Below are 26,236 nucleotides of genomic sequence, written 5' to 3'. Positions count from 1 at the left end.
GTGCTAGCCGAAGACCGCGCAGGAGGCCGCCGGGACGGTGAGCGCGCCGGCGCGGCGCGGCAGGCCGGTGCGTTCGTCCACCGCGAACCAGGTCACGTCCCCGGAGCGCTCGTTGGCCGCGTAGAGGAAACCGCCGGCCTCGGTGAGCGCCCGCGGCCAGTGGCCCCCGCAGGGCACCGTGCCGGCCGGCCGCAACGTCTCGCCCTCGACGGCGAACGCCGTCAGGACGTCCGCGCCGCGCGTCGCGGTCCACACGAACCGGCCGTCGGACGAGACGACCACGCCGGACGGGTAGGCGTCGCCGGCCGGGGCGCCGGGCAGGACCGGGACCTCGGTGAGCGGCCGCAGCGCCCCCCGGTCGGCGTTCCAGCGGCAGACGGTGACGGTCGGCGCGAGTTCGTTGACCACGTAGGCGCGGGTGCCGTCCGGGTGGAAGGCCAGGTGACGGGGGCCGGAACCGGGACGCAGGGCGGTCTCCCGGTGGACGGCCAGGGCACCGTCCTCAAGGGTGCACACGCGCACCGAGTCGGTGCCGAGGTCCACGCTGACGGCCCAGCGTCCGCTCGGGTCGGGCTGCACCTGGTGGGCATGCGGGCCCTGCTGGCGCGGTGTGTGCGGGCCGGAGCCGGTGTGCCGGAGCACGCCGGACGCGGCGCGGGCGAGGGTGCCGTCGGACCGGACGGGGACGGCGGTGACGCTGCCGGAGCCGTAGTTGGCGGTGAGGACGTGCCCGCGGAACAGGCTGAGGTGGGTGGGTCCGCTGCCGCCGACGGACACCGGCGGCCCGGCCGGTACGGGTCCGTCGCGGGTCACGCGGTACGCGGCCACGGCGCCGTCGGCGGTCTCGCTGACGGCGTACAGCGTGCCGCCGCCGGGCGAGAGGGCCAGGCAGGAGGGGTCGGGCAGGCCGTTCACGGTGCCCAGGGCGGTCAGCGCGCCGTTGTCCGGGTCGACGGCCGCGGTGACGATGCCGGGGCCGCCGGCCGCCGTGAACGAACCGATGAACGCCCGCCGCTGCCGGCCCGTGCCGTCGCCCTGCGCCACTGCTGTCCCCTCTCGTCCCAGCCGTACCTGCCGTACCCGCCGTACCTGCCGTACCTGCCGTACCTGCCGTACGTGTCGGCCCCGTCGTGCCTGTCGTCCCGGGCGACGGTAGCAGTGATCATCTGCGGTCTAGACCAAATGGGCCCACTGGATCAGCTGGATCAGCTGGACTATTTGGACCAGCTGGACAAACCAGGCAGAGGATCCGGGTGACCGGTCAGGCCACCCGGTCGAGACCGAGCGGAGCCGGACCTCGCAGCGGTGCGGCGAGTTCGACCAGCGCGTGCTCCAGACCGTGCAGGTGGGCCAGGACCGGCTCCCCCACGCCCGCCCGTTCCGCCCGCGCGGGCACGGCGCCGCCGCCCGTGAGCGCCTCGACGGCGGCCTCCACCCGGCGGCACGCGGCGGACAGCCGGGCGTCGTGCGAGGCCTCCGGGTCGGCGGCGACGGTCACCAGGCCGTGGATCTCCCGGGCGCAGTCGTCGAGCAGCGCGAGTACCCGGCGGGCACGCCGCTTGCGGGTGCGCAGCGGATTGAGCGGGTGCGTCAGCGGGGCCACCGACAGCCGGACCCGGCCGAGCAGCCGTTCCAGTTCGGCCACGCGCGGCGCCGGGTCGGCGCCCTCGGTCCCGGCGATCCGGGCGGCCGCCTCGACGGTGCAGAGGTGGACACAGCGCAGGGCCCGCTGGATCCAGCCGTCGGTGACGGCGTGGGTGGTGACCGGCAGGACCAGGAGCACCGCGAGCACCGCGCCGAGCGCGCCCACGGCGGTCTCCGCCAGGCGCAGGGCGAGCAGGGCCGGGGTGAGCACGTCGAGCAGCCCGTAGAGCAGCTCGGCGAGCAGGGTGACGCAGAGCATCATCCAGGTGTACGAGACGGCGGCCGTGTAGAAGATGCCGAAGACACAGGCGGCGGCGAGGACGGCGCTGGGCAGGGCCGCCCCGTCCACCGGGACGGCGACGAGCAGGCCGAGGCCGATGCCGACCGCCGTGCCGGCGACCCGGCGGAAGCCGCGGACCAGGGTCTCGCCGCGCGAGGTGGTGTTGACGAAGACCCACCAGGTGGCGCCCACCGCCCAGTACCAGCGCTCCCCGGACACCAGCTGCCCCACGACCAGTGCGAAACCCGCGCCGGCCGTCGCCTGGACCGCCTGACGGGTGGTGACGCGGGCGAGCCCGGTGCCGCCGGGCAGGACGGGCACGACGGGTGCCGGGAGGCGGCGTTCGTAGCACCACAGCCCGAAGCGGACCGCCGCGGCGGTGGCCACGGACAGCAGGACGGCGGCGTACTGCCCGGGCAGGTGTCCCGGGGTGGTGTGCAGGAACTGGGCCACGAAATAGGTCATGAAGGCGAAGACGCCGAGGCTGTGGCCGCGCGGCCCCCAGCGCCGGGCGTACACGCCCGCGCCGGTGACGGCGAGGAAGGCGAGGTCGCGGGCGACGGGCTGGTCGTGCAGCACGGCCGCGACGGCGAGCACCGGCAGGCCGACGGCCGGCAGCAGCGCCGTGGTGACCGCCTGGCCGCGGACGGTGGCGTCGGTGACGGTGAACAGGGCGAGCAGCGCGGCGAGACCGCCGGCGATCGCCCCGGCGAGCGGCTGTCCGGCCAGCCCGCAGACGGCGACGGCGGCACCGATGCCCAGCACGGCCCGCGCCGCGAACCGCAGCCGCGTCCGTCCCGGGTCCGGCGCGACGAACATCCTCTTCAGCACCACTGGCCTCCCCCTTCCGCGTACGTCCGGTCCACCGGCAGCAAAAAAGCGCCGCGGACTCCTCCGCAGCGCCATCGACCCGTCCATCACAGCATCCCGTCCACAGCTGGATCAACAGTTTCCTTTTTCACTGGACCAATGGCACAGCGAATGAGGTCTTACGATGTCCAGAGGCCGGCCAACGGCCCAGGCACCGCACGCGCGACGGAGGCGACGTCATGGCCGTGGACGAGCTGGACACCCGCATCCTGCGGCTGCTGCTGGAGCAGCCGCGCACCAGCGTCCGCGAGTACGCCCGGATCCTCGGCGTCGCCCGCGGCACCGTGCAGGCGCGGCTGGACCGGCTGGAGCGGGACGGCGTGATCACCGGCACGGGCCCGGTCCTCTCCCCCGCCGCGCTCGGGCACCCGGTGCTCGCCTTCGTGCACATCGAGGTGACGCAGGGGCACCTGGACGACGTGGGGGACGCGCTCGCCGAGGTCCCCGAGATCGTCGAGGCGTTCTCGATCACGGGCGGCGGGGACCTGCTGACCCGGGTGGTGGCGCGGGACAACGCCCATCTGGAGGACGTGATCCAGAAGCTGATCAGCCTCCCCGGCGTGGTCCGCACCCGCTCGGAGGTGGCGCTGCGCGAGCGGGTCCCGCACCGGCTGCTGCCGCTGGTGGAGTCGATCGGGCGTACCCGTCAGTACCGTTGACGCCCTCCCGCCCCTTGCCTATCTTCTGGGCGATCTCTCGAACATCGTTCGATATACCAAACGAGCGAACAGGCGAACAACGCCACACAACACCGAACGCACCCTGAGTGCGAAGGAACGAGGAGCACATGGCAGCGCCCCTCTCCCGGCGGTCCCTCCTGCTGGCCGCGGCGATCACCGCCGGAACGCCCGGACTGTCGTACGCCGCCGCCGGTGACCGGCGGGCCGCCGCCGTCGCGGCACCGGCGTCCTGGACCGCCCGGCCCTTCGGGCTGGAGGACGTGACGCTCGGGCCCGGCGTCTTCGCCGACAAGCGGCAGCTGATGCTGGACCACGCCCGCGGCTACGACGTGCACCGGCTGCTCCAGGTCTTCCGCGCCAACGCCGGCCTGTCCACGCTCGGCGCGGTCGCGCCCGGCGGCTGGGAGGGGCTGGACGGCGAGGCCAACGGCAATCTGCGCGGCCACTACACCGGGCACTTCCTGACCATGCTGGCGCAGGCGTACCGCAGTACCGGCGAGCCGGTGTTCGCCGACCGCATCACCACCGTGGTCGAGGCGCTGACCGACGTACGCGAAGCACTGCGGCACGACCCGGCCGTGCTGAGCGTCGACGGGCCGCGGGGCGGGGCCGTCGAGAACGTGCGCGGTTCGTACCAGTACGTCGACCTGCCCGCGGGCGTCCTCGGGGAGGCTCCCGCGCTCACCCTGGCCGCCTGGGTGAAGCCCACGCACGACGGCGCCTGGGCGCGGGTCCTCGACTTCGGCGACGACACGACCCGCTATCTGTACCTGGCCGTCCGGGACTCCGCCGGGGTGCCCCGGTTCGCGATCACCGACGGCGGACCCGGCGCCGAGCAGGCGCTCAGCGGCACCGCCGCGCTCCCCCTGGACCAGTGGAGCCACCTGGCGGTCACGCTGGCCGACGGCACCGGGACGCTGTACGTCGACGGCGTCGAGGTGGACCGGAACACGGACCTGCCGCTCACCCCGGCCGCGCTCGGCGGTCTCGCCCACCACTGGCTGGGCCGCTCCCACTTCGCCGCGGACCCGGTGTTCGCGGGCGCCTTCGGCGGGTTCGACGTGTGGTCGCGGGCGCTCGGCGCCGACGAGATCGCCGGGGCCCGGAACCGTCCGGGCGGCGGGGACCTCGTCTCGTACGCCTTCGACGAGACCGGCGGCGGCGCCTTCGCGGACGCCTCCGGGCGGGGGCTGACCGCGACGCTGCGGCGGACCTGGGGCGGGCCCAGCCATCCCGGGTTCCTGGCCGCGTATCCGGAGACGCAGTTCATCGAACTGGAGTCGATGACCGGCAGCGACTACAGCCGGGTGTGGGCGCCGTACTACACCGCGCACAAGATCCTGCGGGGGCTGCTGGACGCGTATCTCGCGCTCGGTGACGAGCGCGCCCTGGACCTCGCGGCCGGGATGGGCGACTGGATGCACGCGCGGCTGTCGGTACTGCCGGCCGCGACGCTCCAGCGGATGTGGGGGATCTTCTCCAGCGGCGAGTTCGGCGGCATCGTCGAGGCGATCTGCGATCTGCACGCCCTCACCGGACGGGCCGAACACCTCGCGCTGGCCCGGCTGTTCGACCTGGACCGGCTCATCGACGCCTGCGCGGCGGGCACCGACATCCTCGACGGCCTCCACGCCAACCAGCACATACCGATCTTCACCGGTCTGCTGCGGCTGTACGACGAGACGGGCGAGGAGCGCTACCTCGCCGCCGCGCGGAACTTCTGGAGCATGGTCGTACCGCACCGCATGTACGCCATCGGCGGCACCAGCAGCGGTGAGTTCTGGAAGGCACGGGACGTGATCGCGGGGACCCTCGGGGAGACGACCGCGGAGACCTGCTGCGCGTACAACATGCTCAAGCTGAGCCGGGCGCTGTTCCTGCACGAGCAGGACCCGGCGTACATGGACTACTACGAGCGGGCCCTGTTCAACCAGGTGCTCGGCTCCAAGCAGGACCGCCCGGACGCGGAGAAGCCGCTCGTGACCTACTTCATCGGGCTGGCACCGGGGCAGGTGCGGGACTACACGCCCAAGCAGGGCACCACCTGCTGCGAGGGCACGGGCATGGAGAGCGCCACCAAGTACCAGGACTCGGTGTACTTCGCGGCGGCCGACGACAGCGCCCTCTACGTCAACCTCTACCTCCCGTCCACGGTGACCTGGGAAGGCAGAGGCGTCACCGTCACGCAGGTCACGGACTTCCCGCGGGAGCAGGGCAGCGTCCTGACGGTCGGCGGGTCCGGGGGCTCGTTCGCGCTGAGGCTGCGGGTGCCGTCCTGGGCCGTCGACGGGTTCCGGGTGAACGTCAACGGGCGTGCGGTGCCGGGGACTCCGCGTCCCGGGAGCTACTTCACCGTGTCGCGGACCTGGCGGGACGGTGACACCGTGCGCGTCGCGATGCCGTTCCGGCTGCGGGTGGAGCGGGCGCTGGACGACCCGTCGACGCAGGCCCTGTTCCTCGGCCCGGTCAACCTGGTCGCGCGCTCGTCCTCGACCGGGTTCCTGGAGGTCGGCCTGTACGGCGGCGCGGGACTCTCCGGGGACCTGCTGCCCGCGCTCACCCCCGTGCCCGGCGTGCCGCTGCACTTCACGCTGGACGGGCTCGACGGCGTCCAGTGGGCGCCGTTCGCCGAGGGGACCGAGGATCCGACACACGTCTACGTCCGCCGGGCTGAGCCCCGGGTGGTGTTCGGCGGCACCGACGCCGGTGTCGCCAACCCCGCGCGGGCCGACGGCACCACACTGCTGGACGAGGTGTGGGCCGGGGCGCCGTTCCGGAGCAAGGACGCCCTGGTGCGACGGGTGCGGTCCGTCGTGGCCGGGTGGGTCGCCGACGGACTGCTCGGGCGGGCGGACGGTGAGCGGGTGGTGGCGACGGCGCGGCGGGCGTCGTACGCGGACTGACGGCCGTACGAGGTTCTGTCCTCGGCCGTACGAGGTCCTGTCCTCGGCCGTGAGAGGTTTTACCCGGAACACTGATCGGTTGGCGCGGTGCGTCCGTATCTCCTGGTGTCCCAGCCCGCCTCGACCCCAGGAGGCACGATGCGCCTCACGCGCGCCACCGCGGGCACCGCCTTCGTGTGCGGTGCCCTGCTCCTCACCCTCACCGCGCTCGCCTACCCGACCATGCTCGGGGTGCGGAACACCACCGGTGGCCCGGACCGTGTCATCGCCGACACCCGCTACGGCCCGCTGACCGAGGCCGACCGGGACTTCGTGGTCAAGGTCCGGGCCGCCGGGCTGTGGGAACACCCGCTGGGGCTGCTGGCCATGGAGCGGGGGACGACACCGGAGATGAAGGAGGCCGGTGAGCATCTGGTCGTGGGGCACGCCCGGCTCGACGCCACCTGCCGCAAGATCGCGCCGGAGCTGGGCGTCGCGCTGCCCAACCGGGCCTCGCCCCAGCAGCAGCAGTTCGTGGCGACCGTGGAGGGGACGACGGGCAAGCAGTTCGACACGACCGCGGTCAACATCATGCGGGTGACCCACGGGCAGATCTTCCCGGCGATCGCCAAGATCCGCGCCAACACCGAGAACAGCCTGGTCCGTCAGCTGGCCGACCAGGCCAACGACACCGTCCTGGACCACATCACCGTCCTGGAGAAGACGGGCCTGGTCAACTTCGACCAGGCCAATCTGCAGCAGACCGCCCCGCCGCAGCTGCCCGCGGCCCAGGTGACGCCGCCGGCGCCGCAGCCGGGGGAACCGGTGGTGTCGCTCACCGAGCCGCCGGGGCTGGAGGTGAACACGGTGTCGCCGACGCCGAGTCCGACGGTGCGGTGAGTCCGGCCGGCGGCTACGAACGGCGGCGGGGCTTGCCGCGCCGGGCGCCGCCGCCCCGCTTGGCCGGGGTGGCCTGCTTGCCGCTGCCGCTGCCGCTGCCGGCGCCGGTGCCGGGCTTGCGGCGCCCGTCGGCGCGCCCGCTCTTCTTCGGCGCGGACTTGGGCGGCTGCGGCTCGGCCTGCCTGCGGCCCCGGGTGCTGTTCACGGTCCGGCCGCGGACGATGCCGATGAAGTCCTCGACCAGGTCCGTGTGCGCGTCCTGGGGCCAGGACAGCGCCACGCCGGACCGGGGGGCGTCGGTGACCGGGCGGTGGGTGAGGTCCTTGCGGTGGTGCAGACGGGCCAGCGACAGCGGCACGACGAGCACGCCGACCCCGGCCGCCACCAGTTCGACGGCGTCGGCCGTGGTGGCGGGGCGCTCCAGGGCGGGCCGCCCCGGCGGCGTCTCCCAGCCCAGGACGTCGTCCAGGGGGTGGAACACGATCTCGTCGGCCAGGTCCGCCAGGGTCACCTCGTCGGCCGCCGTGACGACGTGGTCCTTGGGGACCACCACGACGGTCGTCTCGGTGTAGAGGGGGATGGCGCTGAGCACGTCGCGGTCGACGGGCAGCCGCACCAGGCCCGCGTCGGCGGCGCCGTCCAGCAGTACGCCGGGCGCCTCGGCGGCGCTCACCTGGTCCAGGGACAGCGGGACGTCCGGCTGCCGCTCGCCCCAGACGCGCACCCACTTGCCGGGCATCACCCCGGGGACGTAGGCGAGGCGGAACGAGAGGGAGTCTTCCGAGGCTGTCACCCGGCCAGGTTACCGGCCGCCCGGCCCTCCCACCCGGCCCGGTCGCCGGACGTGGTCGGCGCTCGGTCACCCGCTCGATACCCTGGACGCCATGACCGAGCACCAGAGCACCCAGACGATGAAGCCCGCCACCGCGGCGAAGAAGCTGGGTGTGTACCTCGACGCCACGCCCACCGAGTTCCAGGAGGGCACTGTCTCCCGCGCCGAGCTGAACGCACTCCAGACCGACCCGCCCCAGTGGCTGCGCGACCTGCGGCGCGACGGCCCGCACCCCCGGCCGGTGGTCGCCGCCAAGCTGGGCGTCTCCATCGCCGGACTGCGCCGCGGCGGTGTCGACGACGCCCTCACCACCGAGCAGATCGAGGCGCTGAAGCAGGAGGACCCCGAGTGGCTCCGGCGGGAGCGCGCCACCCAGGCCGAGGTCCGCAAGGAGACGGCCCGGGTGAAGAAGCTGCACGCCGAGCGGGCCGAGCGGGACTAGAACCGGCCCGGCCGCCGCGTTCAGCCCTCCGCGTTCAGCCCTCCGCCTTCTGCTCCGTACGGCTCCACGCGTACTGGAGCCAGTCGGACACGGCGACGGCGCTGAGCCCCGCGCAGACCAGCCGGGCGGCCCGGGGAGCGCAGGCGTAGGTGGCGACGAGCCCGCCAGCCACCCAGGCGGAGGTGCAGAACGGGCAGGAGACCAGGTCACCGACGGCCCGGCGCAGGCCGTTGCCGCGCGGCGCGTCGTTGACCTCGGTGCCGTGGCTGTCGGCCTCGCGCCGGGTGAACGGCGCCCGCAGGAAGCTGGTGACCTTGTCCTTGGTCAGCAGGCGGGACGCCTTGAAGGTGGCCGTCCCCAGCAGGGCCAGGTCCCAGGGCGGGACCCCGTCGGGCAGGCGCACCCCGCGCCGGCGCGCCGTCCACGCGAACAGCCCCAGCCCGGTCGCGAAGGTGCTCGCGAGCGTCGCGTAGCCGCCGAGGGGCGTGCCTTCCTCGTCGCCGTAGATCCGTTCGTTGTCCGTCATGCGTGCCTCCCCGTGGCCGTCCCGCCGGTCCTGCCGAACAGGTCGGCCCAGTCCGGCGGGAGCTGTTCCAGCAGGTGGCCGACCTGTCCCTCGGAGACCGTGTCGGCCACCGTGGACAGGACGGCGCTCGAATCCCATTCGGCGGTACGCGGGCGCGCGCCGGTCTGCCGCGCCACCCGCCGGAGGAACTCCTCCCGGTCGAACGACTCGGGGCGCCCCCGTTCCAGGCGCAGCGCGTCGTCCAGCGGTGCGGGCAGCTGCGCCGCCAGGTCACCGGCCTCTTCCGGCACGATCCGGGAGGCGAGGACCCACAGGACCGCTTCGGTGACCTGTTCGGCCTCCTCCTGGCTGTGGTACTCCCCGCGGTCACGGACTTGGGCCAGGAACTCGTCCACCCTCACGGCCTGCCTCCTCGCTCGATCTTCCGCCCGGGTGCCCGCTCCCCGGACGGAGTAACCGGCGGCACCGCTCTCATCCGGACCCGCGCGACGGCCGCGCACGGGTGCGGTGCGCGAGGCCGAGCGCCAGGTCCACGGGATCGTCCCGGAAGAGGGCCCGTCCGGCGGCGATCCGCTCCCGGCGGGCGGGGCCGTCGGGGGTGAGCCGGCCCAGGGCCGCCAGCAGTTCCGTGTCGTCCGCGGCGGCCTCCGAGACGCCCAGCGCGGCCATGGCGCGGACGCCGTCGGCGCCGTGGCCGGGGATCGGCCGGTGGCCGACGACCGGCAGTCCGGCGGCCAGCGCCTGTACGGCGGTCTGGCCGGCCGCGTTGTCGACCAGGGCGCGGGCCGCGTGCAGCAGGCCGGGCATGTCGGTGACCCAGCCCAGGGCGAGCACGCCCGGGACGCGGGACAGTGCCCGGCGCAGCCGCTCGTCGGCACCGCACAGCACCACCGGCAGCCAGCCGTGGCCGGCCAGCAGCCGGACGGTGGCGTCGAGGTGCGAGGCGACGCCCCAGGCGCCGGAGGTCAGCACCACGGGGGGCCGTCCGGGGCCGTGCCGGGCGAACCGGCGCCGCCACTCGGCGGCCCCGGGGGCCTCGGCGGCCTCGGTGCGGAACGCCGGGTCCACGACGGGACCGCACGCCAGGGCCGGTACCCCGGTGCTCCGGTGCGCGGCGCGGGCGGACTCGTCGGTGAGGCACAGGTAGTGGTCGTTGCCGGGGTGCAGCCACTGCCGGTGCGCCACGAAGTCGATCACGAAGACGGCGCTGGGGACCGGCAGCAGGCCCCGGGCGCGGAGGTGGCCGGTCAGCTGGGCGCCGAGGTGGAAGACGGGGACCACGACGTCGGCCTCCGTCCGCTCGGCCAGCCGGCTCAGCCGGTCGCCGGCCAGGCGGGCCAGGGGGGTGCCGCTCGGGCGGCGTCCGGGGCCGGGGCGCAGGAACAGCCGGTACAGGGCGGCGTAGGCCCAGGGGAAGTGCCGTACCGATCCGCGGTAGAAGTGCCGCAGCCCGCCGCCGAGGCCGTACGGAAGCAGGGTGAGCACGTCGACGACCACCGCGTCGCCGCCCCGCTCGCGGGCCCGGCGCACCAGCTCGGCGGCGACCGTGTCGTGTCCGGCGCCCATCGCGGCGCTGACCACCAGCAGCCGCCCGGCGGGCCGGGAGGACGCCGGGGCCGGCCGGCGGGGCGTGGACGGGCTGCTGGGGCGCACGGCTGAGGGAGTAGCCCACCCGTCGCAGGCCAAACCGCCGCCAACCGGGCGTTTCGGACGGCCCTGGCTGGATACTCCGTCACCGCCCGTCCCGCCGGTCGCCACGGCGCCGAACGCCCGCACGGTGATCCGGCCCGCTGCCGAGGTGGTCGACCATGGTCTCCGCGTTCTCCCGCCCCCGGTCTCCGGCCGCGCCGCCGGCCGCCGCGCCCGACGCGTCCGACGCCGCCGTGGCGCGGGTTCCGCGGCGGACGGGTCCGGCGGACCCGCGGACGCGTACGGCCCTGGTGACGGGGGCCTCCTCCGGCATCGGCGCGGCCCTGGCCCGGCGGCTGGGGGCCGAGGGCACCTGGGACCTGGTGCTGAGCGGTCGCGATCCGCGGCGGCTGCGCGCCGTCGCCCACGACGCCTCGGCCGCCGCCCTCGCCGTCGACCTCACGGCTCCCGGGGCCGACCGCCGGCTCGCCGACTTCACCCTGGCGACACTGGGTCCGGTGGACCTGCTCGTGGCCGGTGCCGGGATCGGCTGGGCCGGGGAGTTCCGCGAGATGCCGGCGGACGCCATCGGCGAGGTGATCGACACCGATCTGGTGGCCACGGTGCGGCTGGTGCGGCTGCTGCTGCCGGGGATGGTGGCGGCGGGGACGGGACGGGTGGTGCTGGTCGGGTCGCTGGCGGGCTGTGTCGGGGTACGGGGCGAGGCCGTGTACTCCGCGGCCAAGGCGGCGCTCGGCGCCTTCGCGGACGCCCTGCGGCAGGAGGTGCGCGGGACCGGGGTGGGCGTCAGCCATGTGATCCCCGGTGTCGTCGACACACCCTTCTTCGAACGCCGCGGCACGCCCTACCGGCGGTCCCGGCCCCGCCCCGTCCCACCGGAACGCGTGGCCGACGCGATCCGCGACGCGGCGCTCCGGGGCCGGGACGAGGTGTACGTGCCGGGCTGGCTGCGCCTGCCGTGCCGGATCCACGGCGCGGCACCGGGCCTCTACCGGCGACTGGCCGCCCGGTTCGGATGAGCGGGCGGCCGGCTCCGGTGGCCGGGGGTGCGCGACGGTGAGTGCGCTCACCGTCGTCCTCGCGCTGTTCGCGGCGCTGTCCAACGCCGCCGCGTCGGTGCTGCAACGGCGGGCCGCCGCGCAGGACGCGGACGACGCGGCGCCGGGCCACCCGGTCCGCTGGCTGCTGCGGCTGGTCCGGGACCCGTACTGGGTGGGCGGTGCGGCACTGCTCGCGGTGACGACCGTGCTCCAGGCGGCGGCGCTCGCGGTCGGCAGTCTGGCCGTCGTCCAGCCGCTCATGGCCAGTGAGCTGCTGTTCACCCTGGCGGTCGGCAGCGTGGTGTTCCATCATCGCCCCGACTCGACGACCTGGCTGGCGTTCGGGGCGCTGGCCGTCGGGCTGGCCCTGTTCCTGGGCGCGGCCTCGCCCGCCGAGGGCCAGGACACCGCCACGCCGGGCCGGTGGGCGGCGGCCGGACCGGCGGTGCTCTGCGCGGTGACCGCGCTGGCCGCGGCCGGGCGGCTGACCCGTGGCGCCCCGCGCGCCGCGCTGTTCGGTTCGGCCTCCGCGGTGGCCTTCGGGGGGACGGCCGCGCTGCTGAAGGAGGTCACCGGCCGGTTCCCGCAGGGCGCGGGCGCCGTACTGACGCAGTGGCCGCTGTACGCCACCGGGTTCGTGGGCGTGATCAGCTTCCTGCTGCTCCAGAGCGCGCTGCGCGCCGGGACGCTCGCCGCCTCCCAGCCCGCGCTGACCCTCGGGGACGCGCTGACCAGCGTGGCGCTGGGCTGGACGCTGTTCGGGGAGGAGATCGCCCTCGGTGTGCGGATCCTGCCGGAGCTGATCGGGGTGGCGCTGATCGGCCTCGGCAGCCTGGGGCTGGCCCGCGCGCCGTCGGTGCACGGCGCGTGGGACACCGCGGCGGCGGCGCGCGACGGTCCGGGCGGCGGGAGCGGCTGGGTACGGAGATGATGCGGGACGTGGGCCGTCCGCACGCCGGCCCCGGCCCCGGCACAGCCCCACCCCTCTGCCCCCTCTGCCCCTTGCCCCCCCGCCCCCACCCCCGCCTCAGCGAAGGAGCCCGACGGATGAGCGACCGGTCCCGTGCCCTGCGCACGGTCTGCGCCGTGGCGCCGTTCGCCGTGGCGCTGGCCCATGCCGGTCCGGCCGCCACCTGGCTGCCGGGGCCGCGCCGCCGCTGGCTGCCCGGCCTGGCCGGCGTCGGCCACCCCGGCCATGTCGCCCTCACCTTCGACGACGGCCCCGACCCGGTCTCCACCCCGCGCTTCCTCGACGCGCTGGACGGTCTCGGCGTGCGGGCGACGTTCTTCGTCCTCGGCGAGAGCGTCGACCGCCATCCGGAAGTGGCCGAGGAGACGGTCCGCCGGGGGCACGAACTCGCCGTCCACGGCTGGGCGCACGACCGCCCCTGGCTGCCCTCGCCGGCCCGGGACGCCCGCGAGCTGGCGCGGGCCGCGCGGGCGGTGCGCGACGTCACCGGCCGGTGGCCGTACTGGTACCGCCCGCCCTACGGCATCCTCACCACCGGACGCTGGACGGCAGCCCGGCGCGCGGGGCTGCGGCCGGTGCTGTGGACGGCGTGGGGCAAGGACTGGCGGCGGGACGCCACGCCCGCCTCGGTGCGCCGCACGGCCGCGGCTGACCTGCGCGGTGGCGGGACGCTGCTGCTGCACGACAGCGACCACGCGTCCGCCCCGGGCAGTTGGCGCGCCACGCTGGGCGCCCTGCCCGCCGTCGTCGCCGACTGCCGCGCGGCGGGCCTGACCGTGGGACCGCTGGCGGGGCACGGCACGGTGTGAGCCGCTCGTGCCCCCGCCCCGCGCCTCAGGCCGCCACCCCTCGCCTCAGGCCCCCGCGCCTCAGGCCGCCGCCCCTCGCCTCAGGCCGCCGCCCCCGTCAGGTCCCGGTGGATCGGCGCGGCCGAACCGGTGAGCGGTACGCCCGTGCCGCCTCGCCGGGCGGCGACTATCTCCGCCGCGATGGACAGCGCCGTCTCCTCGGGAGTACGGGCGCCCAGGTCGAGGCCGATCGGGGAGCGCAGCCGGGACAGCTCGCGGTCGGTCAGGCCGGCCTCGCGCAGCCGCCGGGTGCGGTCGGCGTGGGTGCGGCGCGAACCCATCGCGCCGACGAACGCGACCGGCATCCGCAGCGCCTCGGTCAGCAGCGGCACGTCGAACTTGGCGTCGTGGGTGAGCACGCACAGCACCGTCCGCCCGTCTGTGGCGGTGCCCCGCAGATAGCGGTGCGGCCAGTCGACGACGACCTCGTCGGCCTCGGGGAAGCGGGCCGCCGTGGCGAAGACGGGCCGGGCGTCGCACACCGTCACGCGGTAGCCGAGGAACTTGCCCGCCCGGACCAGCGCCGCCGCGAAGTCGACCGCGCCGAACACGATCATCCGGGGCGGTTCCACACTCGACTCGACGAGCAGCGAGAGCCCGCCGGGGCAGTGCGAACCGTCCTCCGACAGACCGACGAGCCCGGTGCGGCCGGCGTCCAGCAGGGCGCGGGCCTCGGCCGCCGCCGTGCGGTCCAGGTCGGGGTGGCCGCCGAGGCCGCCCTCGTACGACCCGTCGGGCCGTACCAGCAGGGCGTGCCCCAGCAGCTCCGCCGGGCCCTCGACGACCCGGGCGAAGGCCGCGGGGCCCTGGCCGGTGGCGGCCGTCAGGGCCGCCTCGAAGACCGCGCGGGACGGCGCGTCCGCGCGGACCGGGGTGACCAGGACGTCGATGACGCCGCCGCAGGTCAGCCCGACCGCGAAGGCGTCCTCGTCGCTGAAGCCGAACCGCTCGCGCACCGTCCGGCCGTCCTGGAGGGCCTGGACGCACAGGTCGTACACCGCGCCCTCGACGCAGCCGCCGGAGACGGAGCCGATCGCCGTGCCCTCTCCGTCGACGGCGAGGGCGGCGCCCGGACCGCGCGGGGCGCTGCCGCCGACGGACACGACGGTGGCGACGGCGAAGTCCCGGCCCTCGGCGGCCCAGCGGTGCAGCTCGCCGGCGATGTCAAACATGTCCGCCCGCCTCGATGACGCGGTCCGGCCGGATCGGCAGGTGCCGGTGGCGGACGCCCGTGGCGTGCCAGACGGCGTTGGCGATGGCCGCAGCGGCTCCGACGATGCCGATCTCACCGACGCCCTTGATGCCGACCGGGTCCTCCGGGTCGGGGTCGTCCACCCAGTCGGCCTCCAGGCGCGGGACGTCGGCGTGGGTGGCGACGTGGTAGCCGGCGAGGTCGGGTCCGTAGAGACCGCCGAAGGCGTGGTCGCGGACCGCTTCCTCGTGCAGGGCCATGGAGATGCCCCAGGCCATGCCGCCGAGCAGCTGGTTGCGGGCGGTGAGCGGGTTGACGATCCGGCCGGCCGCGAAGATGCCGAGCATCCGGCGCACCCGTACCTCGCCGGTGGCGGTGTCCACGGCGACCTCGGCGAACTGCGCCCCGAACGAGTGCCGTTCCTTCTGCGCGAGGGCCTGGAGCGCCTCGGTGGTGTCGGACCGTACGGTGATGCCCTCGGGCGGGATGCCGGAGCCCAGGGCGAGCCGCTCCCGCAGTTCGGCGGCGGCGGCCTGCACCGCCCAGGCCCAGGAGCGGGTGCCCATGGAACCGCCGGCGATCCCGGCCGGTCCGAAGTCGCTGTCGCCGATGCGCACCCGGACCCGGTCCGGCGTCGTCTCCAGCGCGTCGGCGGCGACCAGGGTGATGGCCGTACGGGCGCCGGTGCCGATGTCGGCGGCGGCGATCCGCACGGTGAAGGTGCCGTCGGGCTCGGCGGTCACCAGGGCGGTGGAGGGCAGGGCGCCCGCGTGGAAGGAGGCGGCGGCCGTGCCGGTGCCGAGCAGCCAGCGTCCCTCGCGGCGCACGCGGGGACGCGGGTCGCGGTCCGCCCAGCCGAAGCGGCGGGCGCCCTCGCGGAAGCAGGCGGCCAGGTTGCGGCTGCTGAACGGCATGCCGGAGACCGGTCCCGTCTCCGGCTCGTTGCGCAGGCGCAGTTCGACCGGGTCGAGGCCGCACTTCTCGGCCAGTTCGTCGAGGGCCGCCTCCAGGGCGAACGACCCGGGTGCCTCGCCCGGCGCGCGCATGTAGGTCGGGGACGGCACGTCGAGCCGTACGACGTCGTTGACCGTGCGGTGGGCGTCGGCGTCGTACATCACCCGGGCCACGCCGGCGCTGGGCTCGATGAACTCGTAGACGGTGGACGTCTGGTTCAGCGAGCGGTGTTCCAGGGCGCGCAGCCGGCCGTCGGCGCCGGCGCCGAGCCGGACCCGCTGGGCGGTGGGGCTGCGGTAGCCGGCGAGGGAGAACATCTGGCGGCGGGTCATGACGACGCGGACCGGCCGCTGGAGGACGGTGGCGGCCATCACGGCGGACACCTGGTGGGCGCGGACGCCCTTGCTGCCGAAGCCGCCGCCGATGTGCTCGGAGCGGACCCGGACCACGGACTCGTCCAGCGAGAACATCTTGGCCAGATCGCTCTGGACCCAGGTGGTGCCCTGGTTGGAGTCGACCAGCTCCAGCCGGCCGCCGTCCCAGTGGGCGGTGGCCGCGTGCGGCTCCATCATGCTGTGGTGCTCTTCGGGGGTGGTGTACTCGGCGTCCACGACGTGGGCGGACGCGGCCAGTCCGGCCGCCAGGTCGCCCTTCTCCGTCACGGCGGGCATGAACCCCTCGGCCTGGTAGGCGTCCGGGCGGTCCGCCGAGAGCGCGGTGTCGTGCGGCTCCTCGTCGTACTGGACGACGAGGGACTCGGCGGCCTCGCGGGCCTGTTCGGGCGTCTCGGCGACGACCAGGGCGACCGGCCAGCCCACGTGCGGCACCCGGTCGTGCTGGAAGACGGCGGCGGTCGGGTCGGGGACGCCCAGCATGCCGATGAAGTCGGTCTCCACGCGCGGCGCGTTGCCGTGGTGCAGCACGGCGAGCATGCCCGGCATCTCCAGGACGGGGCCGGTCTCGATCGCGCGGACGCGGCCGCGGGCGACGGTGGAGAGGACCAGCCAGCCGTGGGCGAGGCCGGCGAAGGGGATCTCCCCGGCGTACCGGGCGGCCCCGGTGACCTTGTCGCGGCCCTCGACGCGGGTGTGGGCGGTGCCGACGGCGCCCTTCGGCGTCGTACGGCCGGTGGTGGCCGTCGTCATCGGGCGGCCTCCTCGGTGAGCTGCGTCAGGACGGCCACCACGAGGTTGCGCATGAGGGTCACCTTGTATCCGTTGTGGGGCAGGGGCCGGGCCGCCGCCAGTTCGGCGTCCGCGGCGGCGGCGAAGGTCTCCGCGTCGGCGGGGGCGCCGGTCAGCGCGCGCTCGGCCGCGTGGGCCCGCCAGGGCCGGGAGGCGACCGCGCCGAAGGCCAGCCGCGCCTCCCGCACGACGCCGTCGTGTACGTCGAGCGCGGCGGCGACCGAGCCGATCGCGAAGGCGTAGGAGGCGCGTTCGCGCACCTTGCGGTAGCGGGAGCGGGCGGCGACCGGGGCGGGCGGCAGGGTCACGCCGGTGATCAGCGCGCCCGGCGGCAGGGCGGTCTCCCGGTGCGGGGTGTCGCCGACGGGCAGGTAGAAATCGGCGAGGGGCAGCTCTCCCGGTCCTTCCGCCGTCTCGTAGGAGACGACGGCGTCGAACGCGGTGAGCGCCACGCCCATGTCGGAGGGGTGGGTGGCCACGCAGTGGTCGGAGGCGCCCAGGACGGCGTGATTGTGGTGCTCGCCGCCGAGTGCGGAGCAGCCGCTGCCGGGGACGCGCTTGTTGCACGGGCGGGCGGTGTCGGTGAAGTAGCCGCAGCGGGTGCGCTGGAGCAGGTTGCCGCCGACGGTGGCCATGTTGCGCAGCTGTCCGGAGGCGCCGGCGAGGACCGCCTGGGACAGCGCGGGGTAGCGGCGGCGGACCTCGGGGTGGGCGGCGAGGTCGCTGTTGGTGACGGTCGCGCCGATCCGCAGGCCGCCGTCGGGGGTCGACTCGATGCCGTCCAGGGGCAGTTCACGGACGTCGACGAGGAGGCCGGGCCGTTCGACGCCGGTCTTCATCAGGTCGACGAGGTTGGTGCCGCCGCCGAGGTAGCGGGCGTCCGGGTCGGCGGCCAGCAGGGCCACCGCGCCGGGGACGTCGTCGGCGCGCTGATAGCCGAACTCCCTCATGCCGCCGCCTCCTCGGTGCCGCGCGTGCGCTCCTCGGCGGCGCGGGCCACCGCGTCGACGATGGAGACGTACGCGGCGCAGCGGCACAGGTTTCCGCTCATCCGCTCCCGGATCTCCTCGGGTGTCAGCTCGGGCGGCCCGGCCTCGGGCCGTACGTCGTCGGTGGCGGCGCTCGGCCAGCCCGCCGCGTGCTCCTCGATGACGGCGACGGCCGAACAGATCTGGCCGGGCGTGCAGTAGCCGCACTGGTAGCCGTCGAGGTCGAGGAACGCCTGCTGCACCGGGTGCAGCCGGTCGCCGTCGGCCAGGCCCTCGACGGTGGTGATCTCACGTCCGTCGGCCGCGACCGCGAGCTGCAGGCAGGCCACGGACCTGCGCCCGTCGATCAGAACCGTGCAGGCACCGCACTGCCCCTGGTCGCAGCCCTTCTTGGTGCCGGTCAGGTCGAGCCGCTCACGCAGCGCGTCGAGCAGGGTGGTGCGGTGGTCGACGGTCAGAGGGTGCTTCTCGCCGTTGATGTTCAAGGTGATGGCGCTGTACGTCGGCGAGGGCGCTGAAGCCATGGGTCAGCCTTCTTCATGCGTCAGGGAACGAGGGGGTGGCGCTGTACGAGAGAGTGGGCTCGGGAAGCTTTGTGGAAAGAGGCGCGACACGGCGAGGGCCGCCCGCGGCCGGTGGGCCGGGGCCTCTGGCGTGTGCCGCGTCAGTGGATATGCTGACGTCAACCGGACAGCTGTCCGCTGGAAAAAACGTAACGGACAGCTGTCCGGTTAGCAAGGACGGGATTCGGACAGGACCCCGTGAGGAGGACTGGTGGAACAGCCGGGGCACAAGGCGCCGTTGCGTTCGGACGCGCAGCGCAACCGTGAGCGGATCCTCGAGGTGGCGCTGACCGAGCTGACGCGGTGCGCGAACGCCCCGTTGAGCGCCATCGCCAAGAAGGCGGGGGTCGGCCAGGGCACGTTCTACCGCAACTTCCCCAACCGGGAGGCGCTGGTCCTGGAGATCTACCGCCACGAGATGGGACAGGTCGCCGACAGCGCGGCCGCACTGCTCGCGGAGCGGGACCCCGAGCAGGCCCTGCGCGCGTGGCTGGATCACCTCGCCCGCTTCGCCCTGACCAAGGCGGGTCTGGCCGAGGCCATCCGGCAGGCCACCTGCGCCCCGGACGGCCCGGCCAAGCCGGAGCCCTCCCCGGTGCTGGCCGCGGCCGAACTCCTGCTGCGCGCCAACGAGGAGGCCGGCACCATCCGTCCCGGGGTCACCGCGGACGACTTCTATCTCGCCATCGCGGGACTGTGGCAGATCGAGCCGCACCACGACTGGCAGACGCGTGCCACCCGGCTGCTGGACTTCGTCATGGACGGGCTTCGGGCGGGCGCGCCCGGGAGGTGAATGCCGTCCCCGTCCCCTTCAGTGGTCCCCTGTCCCTTCCGCGTGCGCAGACGCCCCTTCGTGCATCTGTGCGCCCCCGCATGGAGGGACAGGGGGCGGCCACGAGCCGTTGAGCCGGGCAGAACAATGAATCGAGCAGCGGCCCGGTGAGCGGTCACCGGGCCCGTCCGTACGTCGGCTGAGGCAGGTGGTGTCCCATGAGCGAGGCCGTATCCGCGACGGAGCGCGTCTGGACGACCGGTGTTGCGCCGGGCATATTACCGTTCTTAGGAAACGCTATCGCACTGTTCCGGCGCCCGCTGGACTTTCTCGAAACCCTGCCCGCGCGGGGCGACTTGGTCGAGATACGTCTGGGACCGCGCCGGGCCTGGATGGTCTGCGACCCGGACCTGGTCCACCGGATGCTGATGGACCCGCGCACCTTCGACAAGGGCGGCCCGCTGTACGACCGGCTGCGCGGCCTCATGGGCGACGGCCTGGTGACCTGCCCCCATCACGCGTACCGGCGGCAGCGCAGGCTGCTGCAGCCCGCGTTCAGTCCCGCGCGGGTGGCCCGGTGCACCGGCGTCATGGGCGCGGAGGCCGCGTCGGTGAGCGGCTCATGGCGGCCGGGACAGCGGGTCGACGTGACCGCGGCGATGATCGCCCTGACCACGGGCGTCACCAGCCGGCTGCTCTTCTCCGACTCCCTGGACGCCGGCCGGGCCGCGGCGGTGCGCGACTGTCTCGCGGTGATCGTCCGGGGGCTGTTCGTCCGGACGGTCCTGCCCGTCGACGCCCTGTTCCGCCTGCCTGCCCCCGCCAACCACCGGTACCACAGCGCGGTGTCACGGCTGCACACGCTGGTCGGCACCATCATCGCCGAGCGCCGCGGCGGCGCACCCCGCGACGACCTCCTGGGCACCCTGCTGGCGGCCACGCGCGCGGACCGGGCGCCGGGTGCCGGACCGGAGGCGTCGTCCGTACCCGCCGAGCCGCTCACCGAGCGGGAGGTCCGCGACCAGCTCGTCACGCTCCTGCTCACCGGCGTCGAGAGCACCGCCATGTGCCTGGCCTCCGTGTTCGGCCTGCTGGCGGACCACCCGGAGGCGGAGCACCCGCTGCACGAGGAACTGGACACGGTCCTCGACGGCCGGTCCCTGCCCGGCCCCGAGGAGCTGACCCGGCTCGTCCGCACCCGCGCCGTGGTCACCGAGACCCTCCGGCTGCGCCCGCCGGGCTGGCTGTTCACCCGGCTCACCACCCGGGAGACCGAACTGGGCGGGCACCGCCTGCCGCGCGGTGCCACCGTCCTCTACAGCCCTTACCTCCTGCACCACCGGGACGACGCGTTCCCCGAGCCCGAGCGGTTCCGTCCGGAGCGGTGGCTGCCGGGACGGGCGGCCGGCGGGGCGGGCGGGGCGCTGCTGCCCTTCGCCGCGGGCAGCCGCAAGTGCATCGGCGACACGTTCGCCATGACGGAGGCCGTCACCGCCGTGGCCGTCATCGCCCGCCGCTGGCGGCTGCGCTCACCGTCGGGTCCGGTCGGCCGGCCGCGCCCCGCTGCCACGCTGGGCCCCCGGTCGCTGGTCCTGGTCTGCGAACCGCGGGCACACCTGCCGGGCGGAGCACCCGCGCCCCTGGACGACGCCCCGCGACCGGACTTCCGAGAGGCAGGTGACGACGTATGACGACTCGGGTGACGACCACGATGAGCACGGTGCCGATGACGAAGGCGACGGAGCAGGCGCGTGAGGAGGTCCCGGCCGGAACGCCGGGAAGCAGCCTCAAGGAACTGATCGAGGCCACGCTCCACATGCCCTTCCCGTTCGTGGCCGGCCCTCATGAGCAGCGGGCGGCGGCCGGGGTCGACGCCTGGCTGCGCCGCTGGGGGCTGACCGACGACCCGGCGGTCGCGGAGATGATCGTCCGGACCCGTCCGGCGCAGCTCGCCTCGTACAACAGCCCGACGATGGACGCCGGTCTGCTCCAGCTGGTGGCCGATCAGATCGCCTACCAGTTCGTCTTCGACGACCGGGCGGAGGAACTGGGCCGCTCGGGGCCAAACGCGCTGCTGCCGATGGTCTGCGAGAGCGTGGCGATCCTGCGGGACGGCGAGCCGCCGGTCACCCCGCTCGGGGCGGCCCTGACCGACCTCCACCGGCGCGTCCGGGAGCGGTGCTCGCCCGCGCAGGCGGCCCGCTGGGCCTGGAACAGCCGCGAGTACGTGCACGGGCTGCTGTACGAGGCGGTGGCGCAGAGCCACTCGCTCCCGCCGCGGATCGCGCTGGTCACCTCCATCCGGGCGCTGATCGCCGGGGTGGAGCCGTTCTATCCGCTGTGCGAGGCCGCGCAGCCCGAGGAACTGACCGCGCGGGAACTGCACCACCCGGTGATGCGGCGCCTCGCCAGGCTCTCGGCCGACGCGGCGGTGTGGATACCCGACCTGTTCTCCGCGGTGAAGGAGCACCGGACGGGCGGCCTGATCAACCTCGCGCTCGCCTACCGGCGGACACAGGACTGCTCCCTGCCCCAGGCGGTCGTGCTGGCGGTACGGCGGATCAATGCCACGATCGAGGAGTTCCAGCGGCTGCGCCGCGTGATCGCCCCCGAACTGAGCCCCGCCGGCGCCGGGTACATCGAGGGCATGGCCGGGTGGATACGGGGCTGTTACCACTGGTCGCGCGTGGTGCCGCGGTACGCGGAGACGGCGGGGGTGCCGGTGGGGCCGGTCGGTCCGGTCGGTCCGGTCGCGTCCGTGGGGCAGTGACGCCGGCCGGTGCCGCCGGACGCCGTTCGACGCCGACGGCCGCCGTGCGGGCCGTCCCCGCGCCGGCGTGTCCGCGCGGGCGACCGCCGCGCGGGCGACCACCGTGCGGGCAGCCTCCGTAGGGCGCCCGCGCCGCACGGTCCGCGTCGCCTCCACGGCCCGGGCGGTGGCGATTCGAGCCTCGCTACCCACCCGGAGCCCGCCCTATACACCAGCGGAGCCGGATTCACCCATCCTCGTCGAACCTGTCTCAGAATCCGGGCAGTCCGGCTCCGCCAGGGCGTACGCTCGGCGCTGTCCTCCGACGGCCGTCGACAGGAAGCAGTACGGCAGATGGCGACTGGACTGCGTCAACCGGGCACCGGTAACCGTTCCTTACTGGAACGCGCGCACGAACTGCGCGCTCTCGACGATGCCCTGGCCCGGCTGTGCGATGCCGACGGCGACACGCCACGCGAGCGGCGGGGCGGCGTGGTCGCGTTCACGGGACCGGCCGGGATGGGCAAGACGACACTCCTGTCCCAGGCCCGGGCCCGGGCGGTGGCCCGCGGCTGCACGGTGCTGTCCGGCCGCGGCGGGGAGAACGAACAGGAGCTGGCGTTCCGGGTGCTGCGCCAGTTGCTCCAGCCGTCGCTGGCGGCGCTGGACGGCCACGAGCGCCGCGCGTTCCTGGGCAGCTGGTACGACATCGTCGCCGCCGCCCTCGGTCTGGAGGCGGCCGGTGCCGCCCGGGCCCCCGACCCGCTGAGCGTCCGCGACGGCCTGGACTGGGTCATGACCCAGCTCACCGTGCGCAAGGCGCCGGTCGTCGTACTGCTGGACGACGCGCACTGGGCGGACGTGGAGTCCCTCGGCTGGCTCGCCTCCTTCGCGCCCCGCGCCGAGGACCTCCCGCTGCTGATCGTCACCGCCTACCGGCCCGACGAACTGCCGCCCGAGGCGGACGCGTTCCGCGCGCTGATGGAACGCCATGGGCAACGCCCGCACAGCCTGTCCCCGCTCACCGGGACCGCCGTGGCCCGGATCGTGCGGGACAGGCTGGGCGAGGACGCCGAGGACGCGTTCTGCGCCGAGTGCTGGGCGGTCACCGGCGGCAGCCCCTTCGAGACCGTCGAACTGGCCGTACGGCTCGACGAGGCCGGACTGCGGGGCACCTCGTCCGATCTCGCGGCGATGCGGAACCTCGCCTCGGCCGTCAAGGGGCCGGGACTGGCCGACCGGCTGCACCGGCTCGGCGGTGCCACCGTCCGTTTCGCCTGGGCCGTGGCCGTACTGGGTTCACCGGCCCCGCCGGAGCTGGCCGCGACCCTCGCCGTGGTCGGCACCGAGGAGGGCGCCGCGGCGACCGAGCGGCTGCGCGCCGCCCGTATCCTCGCCCCGGGCACCGGGGCCGGCGGCGGCCTGGAGTTCGTCCACCCGCTGATCGCCAGGGCGGTGTACCGGGACGTCCCGGCCGGTCTGCGCGTCGGGATGCACAACACCGCCGCCGAGGCCGTCCTCGCCGCCGGGCTCGGCCCCACCGCCGCCGCCCGGCACCTCCTGGAGGTGCCCTGCGAGGGCAAGCCGGCCGCCGTCGCCTGTCTGCGGGAGGCCGCCCGCGAGTATCTGCGGGCCGGCGCGCCGGAGGCCGCCCAGCGGGTCCTGACCCGGGCGCTCCACGAACCGCCTCCGTCCGAGGAGCGGGCCGTCTTGCTCCACGAACTGGCCCGCGCCACCTTCCTGATCGACCCCGCGGCCACCGTCAGTCACCTCCGCGCGGCGCTGGCGGAACCGGACGTCGACCCCGGTCTGCGCGCCTCGATCGTCTTCCGGCTCGCCCAGGCGCTGGCCCACACCGACCAGGTCGCGGAGGCCGCGGCGGTCGCCGGGGAGGAGGCCCGGCGGGCCACCAACGCCCGTATCCGGCTGCGCATGCTGGCCGACCACTACGTGTGGAGCGCCTCCCGCACCGACGAGCCGGACTCCCCCGCGCGCTCCCGCGTGCTGGCCCGGCTGGCCGAGCGGATGCCCGGCCGCGGGCTGGAGGAACGCTACATCCTCGGGATGCGCGCCTGGGACGCCGTACTGCGCGGCGAGCCCCGGCACATCCCCCTGGCCTTCGCCGAGGAGGCACTGCGCGGCGGCATGAGCTGGACCAGCGAGCACCAGGGCTTCGAGGTGCCCGTCTCCGTCGCCCTGGTGTTCCTGTACGGCGACCAGCCGGGCCGGGCGGAGGAACTGTTCGCCCAGGGCATCGCCGAGTGCCAGAGCAAGGGCTGGCGCGGTTCCCACCTGGCCCTGGGGCAGGCCCTGCTGGGGTACATCCGCTACCGGCGCGGCGCGCTGGCCGAGGCGGAGGACCTGGTACGGGCGGGTCTCGCGGTCGCCGACCGGGTGGACGGGGCGGTGCCCGCGCAGTGGTTCGCCGTCGGCATCCTCGTCCAGACGCTGCTGGCCCGGGGCCGGACCGCCGAGGCGCGCCGGCTCGCCGACCGGTACCGCTACGGCGAGGCCGTGCCGAACGCCGTCATCTATCCCGATCCCCGCACGGTCCACGCCGAGCTGCTGCTGGCCGAGGGCCGGGACCGGGCGGCGGCGCGCGTCCTGTCCGAGGTCGGCGAGCGGCTGGACGAACGCGCCTGGCGCAACCCCTCCTGGTGCCCCTGGCAGCTGCACCTGTCCCGGGCCGTGGCCCGCGTCGACCCCGGCCGGGCGGTGCGGCTGGCCCGGGAGGCGGTCAAGCGGGCCCGGGACTTCGGGGCCGCGTCGGTGATCGGCCAGGCCCTGCGCACCGAGGCGGAGGTGACCTGCGGGGCGGCGGCGCTGGACCTGTACGACGAGGCCGTGCGGCGGCTGGAGGCGTCGCCCGCCGCCTACGAGCTGGCCCGCGCCCTGGTCGGCCACGGCGCGCTGCTGTCCCGCAACGGCCGGGTGCAGGAGGCCGCCGACCGGCTCTACCAGGGGCTGGAACGCGCGGTCCACTGCGGCGCGGAGGGGCTGGCCTGCCGGGCCAGGGCCGAGCTGTCCGCGGCCGGACTGCGGTCACTGCCGCTGCGGTACGCGCAGACCGACACGCTCACCGCGCGGGAACGCCGGGCGGCCGAGATGACCGCCCGTGACGAACCGCCGGACGTGGTCGCCAAGGAACTGCGCCTGACCGAGCAGGGCGTGCGGCAGGTGCTCTCCTCGGTCTACCGCAAGCTGGGCACCGACGCCGAGGGACTGGGCAGGGCCCTGGAGCTCCCGCCCCGGCCGCGTTACTGACCGGCCCGGGGCACCTCAAGCCCGGGATCCCCTCACGCCCAAGGACCGACTCACGACCAGGACCGCCACACGCCCACGGCCGGACTCACGACCACGGCCGGACTCACGCCCGCACCCCACCGGTGGACGGCAGACCACTGGACGGCAGGCCGGCAGACGACAGACCGCCGGGGCCCACCGTGCGGTCGCGGTGGCGGTAGCGGCGTTCGGGGCGGCCGGCGACGCCGTAGCGCAGGGAGACCTCGGCGCTGCCGACGGTGTGGAAGTACTCCAGGTAGCGCCGGGCGCTGACCCGCGAGACGCCGGTACGGGCCGCGCACTCGCTGGCGGACAGCGTGCCGTCGGCGTCGCGGAGGGCGCGTTCGATCAGCTCGGCGGTCTCCACGCTCATGCCCTTGGGCAGCGCCGGGCCCGGCGCGGGGCCGCCCGCGCCCGCCAGGACCCGGTCGACGTCGGCCTGGCCGCGGACCACCGTCTCCAGCAGCCGGCCGCGCTGAACGGCGTACCGTTCCAGACGCAGCCGCAGGTCCTCGAACTCGAAGGGTTTGAGGAGGTAGTCGACGACGCCCTGCCGTACGGCGGCGCGCACCGTGTCGGTCTCGCGGGCCGCGCTGACGACCATGACGTCGCAGTCGTGGCCGGCGGCGCGCAGCCTCGGCAGCAGGTCGAGGCCGAACACGTCCGGCAGGTACAGGTCGAGCAGGACCAGGCCGGGGCGGAGCCGGTCGACGGCGGCGAGGGCCTGCTCGCCGGTGGCGGCGGCGCCGACGACGCGGAACGGGGTGACGCGTTCGACGAAGGCGCGGTGGATCCGGGCCACCATGAAGTCGTCGTCGACCACGAGGGTGTCGATCGGCTCCGTCCGGCTGGTTCCGGTCGTCATGTCGCTCCTTCCGCCACCGCGTCGACGGGGTGGCTGACGGTCGTGCGGGCGGTGCGCGGCACCCGTCCGGGCGCTGGTCACCGAGATCTCACCGCCGTGACGTTCGCAGACCGGCCGGGCCG

The 26,236-nt window shown here is 75.1% G+C and carries 22 protein-coding genes; 11 read left to right on the top strand and 11 right to left on the bottom strand.

The window, feature by feature from the left end:
• Positions 1–3: 3 nt before the first annotated feature.
• Both ACIQR3_RS27690 and ACIQR3_RS27685 read right to left on the bottom strand, forming a co-directional pair.
• A complete protein-coding gene (locus ACIQR3_RS27690; protein WP_403543356.1) occupies positions 4–1,044 on the bottom strand; it encodes a lactonase family protein in 1,041 nt (346 codons plus the stop codon).
• Positions 1,045–1,261: 217 nt separating this feature from the next.
• Positions 1,262–2,755, bottom strand: a complete 1,494-nt coding sequence (locus ACIQR3_RS27685; RefSeq protein WP_403543355.1) for an FUSC family protein — start codon at positions 2,753–2,755, stop codon at positions 1,262–1,264.
• A 218-nt stretch (positions 2,756–2,973) separates the two neighbouring features.
• Between ACIQR3_RS27685 and ACIQR3_RS27680 the strand changes: the two genes are divergently transcribed.
• From ACIQR3_RS27680 to ACIQR3_RS27670, 3 genes are all read left to right on the top strand, one after another.
• The gene (locus ACIQR3_RS27680; RefSeq protein WP_215169494.1) at positions 2,974–3,453 is read left to right on the top strand and encodes an Lrp/AsnC family transcriptional regulator; all 480 of its coding nucleotides are present in this window, start codon (positions 2,974–2,976) and stop codon (positions 3,451–3,453) included.
• Positions 3,454–3,581: 128 nt separating this feature from the next.
• Positions 3,582–6,377 carry a beta-L-arabinofuranosidase domain-containing protein gene (locus tag ACIQR3_RS27675; RefSeq protein ID WP_403543354.1) on the top strand — a complete coding sequence of 932 codons (2,796 nt, stop codon included), beginning with the start codon at positions 3,582–3,584 and terminating at the stop codon, positions 6,375–6,377.
• A 138-nt stretch (positions 6,378–6,515) separates the two neighbouring features.
• The gene (locus tag ACIQR3_RS27670) at positions 6,516–7,256 is read left to right on the top strand and encodes a DUF4142 domain-containing protein (RefSeq protein WP_403543353.1); all 741 of its coding nucleotides are present in this window, start codon (positions 6,516–6,518) and stop codon (positions 7,254–7,256) included.
• A 13-nt stretch (positions 7,257–7,269) separates the two neighbouring features.
• Here the strand turns inward: ACIQR3_RS27670 and ACIQR3_RS27665 are convergent, their stop codons facing one another.
• Positions 7,270–8,049 carry a LysR substrate-binding domain-containing protein gene (locus tag ACIQR3_RS27665; protein ID WP_403543352.1) on the bottom strand — a complete coding sequence of 260 codons (780 nt, stop codon included), beginning with the start codon at positions 8,047–8,049 and terminating at the stop codon, positions 7,270–7,272.
• 91 nt (positions 8,050–8,140) lie between these two features.
• On the opposite strand from ACIQR3_RS27665, the gene ACIQR3_RS27660 reads away from it, so the two are divergent.
• Positions 8,141–8,530, top strand: a complete 390-nt coding sequence (locus ACIQR3_RS27660) for a DUF5997 family protein (RefSeq protein ID WP_403543351.1) — start codon at positions 8,141–8,143, stop codon at positions 8,528–8,530.
• 34 nt (positions 8,531–8,564) lie between these two features.
• Here the strand turns inward: ACIQR3_RS27660 and ACIQR3_RS27655 are convergent, their stop codons facing one another.
• The 3 genes from ACIQR3_RS27655 to ACIQR3_RS27645 all read right to left on the bottom strand — a co-directional run bounded on the left by ACIQR3_RS27655 (position 8,565) and on the right by ACIQR3_RS27645 (position 10,622).
• Entirely contained in the window at positions 8,565–9,056 is a 492-nt protein-coding gene (locus ACIQR3_RS27655) for a DUF1360 domain-containing protein (RefSeq protein WP_403543350.1), read from the bottom strand.
• On the bottom strand, positions 9,053–9,457 hold the full coding sequence (locus ACIQR3_RS27650; RefSeq protein WP_403543349.1) for a DUF2267 domain-containing protein: 405 nt from the start codon (positions 9,455–9,457) through the stop codon (positions 9,053–9,055). Before ACIQR3_RS27650 ends, ACIQR3_RS27655 begins: the two co-directional genes overlap by 4 nt.
• Before the next feature lie 70 nt (positions 9,458–9,527).
• A complete protein-coding gene (locus ACIQR3_RS27645) occupies positions 9,528–10,622 on the bottom strand; it encodes a galactosyldiacylglycerol synthase (RefSeq protein ID WP_403543404.1) in 1,095 nt (364 codons plus the stop codon).
• A gap of 242 nt (positions 10,623–10,864) precedes the next feature.
• Between ACIQR3_RS27645 and ACIQR3_RS27640 the strand changes: the two genes are divergently transcribed.
• From ACIQR3_RS27640 to ACIQR3_RS27630, 3 genes are all read left to right on the top strand, one after another.
• Complete coding sequence (locus ACIQR3_RS27640; RefSeq protein ID WP_403543348.1) at positions 10,865–11,725, top strand: SDR family NAD(P)-dependent oxidoreductase; 861 nt, start codon at positions 10,865–10,867, stop codon at positions 11,723–11,725.
• Positions 11,726–11,762: 37 nt separating this feature from the next.
• Complete coding sequence (locus ACIQR3_RS27635) at positions 11,763–12,677, top strand: DMT family transporter (RefSeq protein WP_403543347.1); 915 nt, start codon at positions 11,763–11,765, stop codon at positions 12,675–12,677.
• Between the two features lie 116 nt (positions 12,678–12,793).
• Complete coding sequence (locus tag ACIQR3_RS27630; protein ID WP_403543346.1) at positions 12,794–13,525, top strand: polysaccharide deacetylase family protein; 732 nt, start codon at positions 12,794–12,796, stop codon at positions 13,523–13,525.
• Between the two features lie 80 nt (positions 13,526–13,605).
• Here ACIQR3_RS27630 and ACIQR3_RS27625 read toward each other — a convergent pair whose 3' ends face one another.
• Genes ACIQR3_RS27625 through ACIQR3_RS27610 form a run of 4 tightly spaced genes read right to left on the bottom strand, consistent with a single transcriptional unit; the run spans position 13,606 to position 18,407 of the window.
• Positions 13,606–14,736: an XdhC family protein gene (locus ACIQR3_RS27625; RefSeq protein WP_403543345.1), complete on the bottom strand. Its 1,131-nt coding sequence runs from the start codon at positions 14,734–14,736 to the stop codon at positions 13,606–13,608.
• Positions 14,729–16,855 carry a xanthine dehydrogenase family protein molybdopterin-binding subunit gene (locus tag ACIQR3_RS27620; RefSeq protein ID WP_403543344.1) on the bottom strand — a complete coding sequence of 709 codons (2,127 nt, stop codon included), beginning with the start codon at positions 16,853–16,855 and terminating at the stop codon, positions 14,729–14,731. The genes ACIQR3_RS27625 and ACIQR3_RS27620 overlap by 8 nt, the downstream gene beginning before the upstream one ends.
• Positions 16,852–17,844 (bottom strand): FAD binding domain-containing protein, encoded by a 993-nt coding sequence (locus ACIQR3_RS27615; protein ID WP_403543343.1) that lies wholly within the window; start codon positions 17,842–17,844, stop codon positions 16,852–16,854. The genes ACIQR3_RS27620 and ACIQR3_RS27615 overlap by 4 nt, the downstream gene beginning before the upstream one ends.
• Positions 17,841–18,407, bottom strand: coding sequence for a (2Fe-2S)-binding protein (locus tag ACIQR3_RS27610; RefSeq protein WP_403543342.1), 567 nt, complete (start codon positions 18,405–18,407; stop codon positions 17,841–17,843). Before ACIQR3_RS27610 ends, ACIQR3_RS27615 begins: the two co-directional genes overlap by 4 nt.
• A 250-nt stretch (positions 18,408–18,657) precedes the next feature.
• Here ACIQR3_RS27610 and ACIQR3_RS27605 point away from each other — a divergent pair, with 250 nt between their 5' ends.
• The 4 genes from ACIQR3_RS27605 (at position 18,658) to ACIQR3_RS27590 (ending at position 25,231) form a co-directional block, all read left to right on the top strand.
• Positions 18,658–19,239, top strand: a complete 582-nt coding sequence (locus ACIQR3_RS27605; protein ID WP_403543341.1) for a TetR/AcrR family transcriptional regulator — start codon at positions 18,658–18,660, stop codon at positions 19,237–19,239.
• 197 nt (positions 19,240–19,436) lie between these two features.
• Positions 19,437–20,909 (top strand): cytochrome P450, encoded by a 1,473-nt coding sequence (locus ACIQR3_RS27600; RefSeq protein ID WP_403543340.1) that lies wholly within the window; start codon positions 19,437–19,439, stop codon positions 20,907–20,909.
• Positions 20,906–21,988, top strand: a complete 1,083-nt coding sequence (locus ACIQR3_RS27595) for a (-)-alpha-amorphene synthase (protein WP_403543339.1) — start codon at positions 20,906–20,908, stop codon at positions 21,986–21,988. Before ACIQR3_RS27600 ends, ACIQR3_RS27595 begins: the two co-directional genes overlap by 4 nt.
• 333 nt (positions 21,989–22,321) lie before the next feature.
• Complete coding sequence (locus ACIQR3_RS27590; RefSeq protein ID WP_403543338.1) at positions 22,322–25,231, top strand: ATP-binding protein; 2,910 nt, start codon at positions 22,322–22,324, stop codon at positions 25,229–25,231.
• Between the two features lie 103 nt (positions 25,232–25,334).
• Here ACIQR3_RS27590 and ACIQR3_RS27585 read toward each other — a convergent pair whose 3' ends face one another.
• The gene (locus tag ACIQR3_RS27585) at positions 25,335–26,114 is read right to left on the bottom strand and encodes a response regulator (RefSeq protein ID WP_403543337.1); all 780 of its coding nucleotides are present in this window, start codon (positions 26,112–26,114) and stop codon (positions 25,335–25,337) included.
• Positions 26,115–26,236 lie beyond the last annotated feature (122 nt).

This window comes from Streptomyces sp. NPDC090994, from assembly GCF_044768905.1.
Taxonomy (GTDB): domain Bacteria; phylum Actinomycetota; class Actinomycetes; order Streptomycetales; family Streptomycetaceae; genus Streptomyces.
Note: the sequence above shows the minus strand (reverse complement) of the source record. Positions and strands in the feature narration are given on the sequence as shown.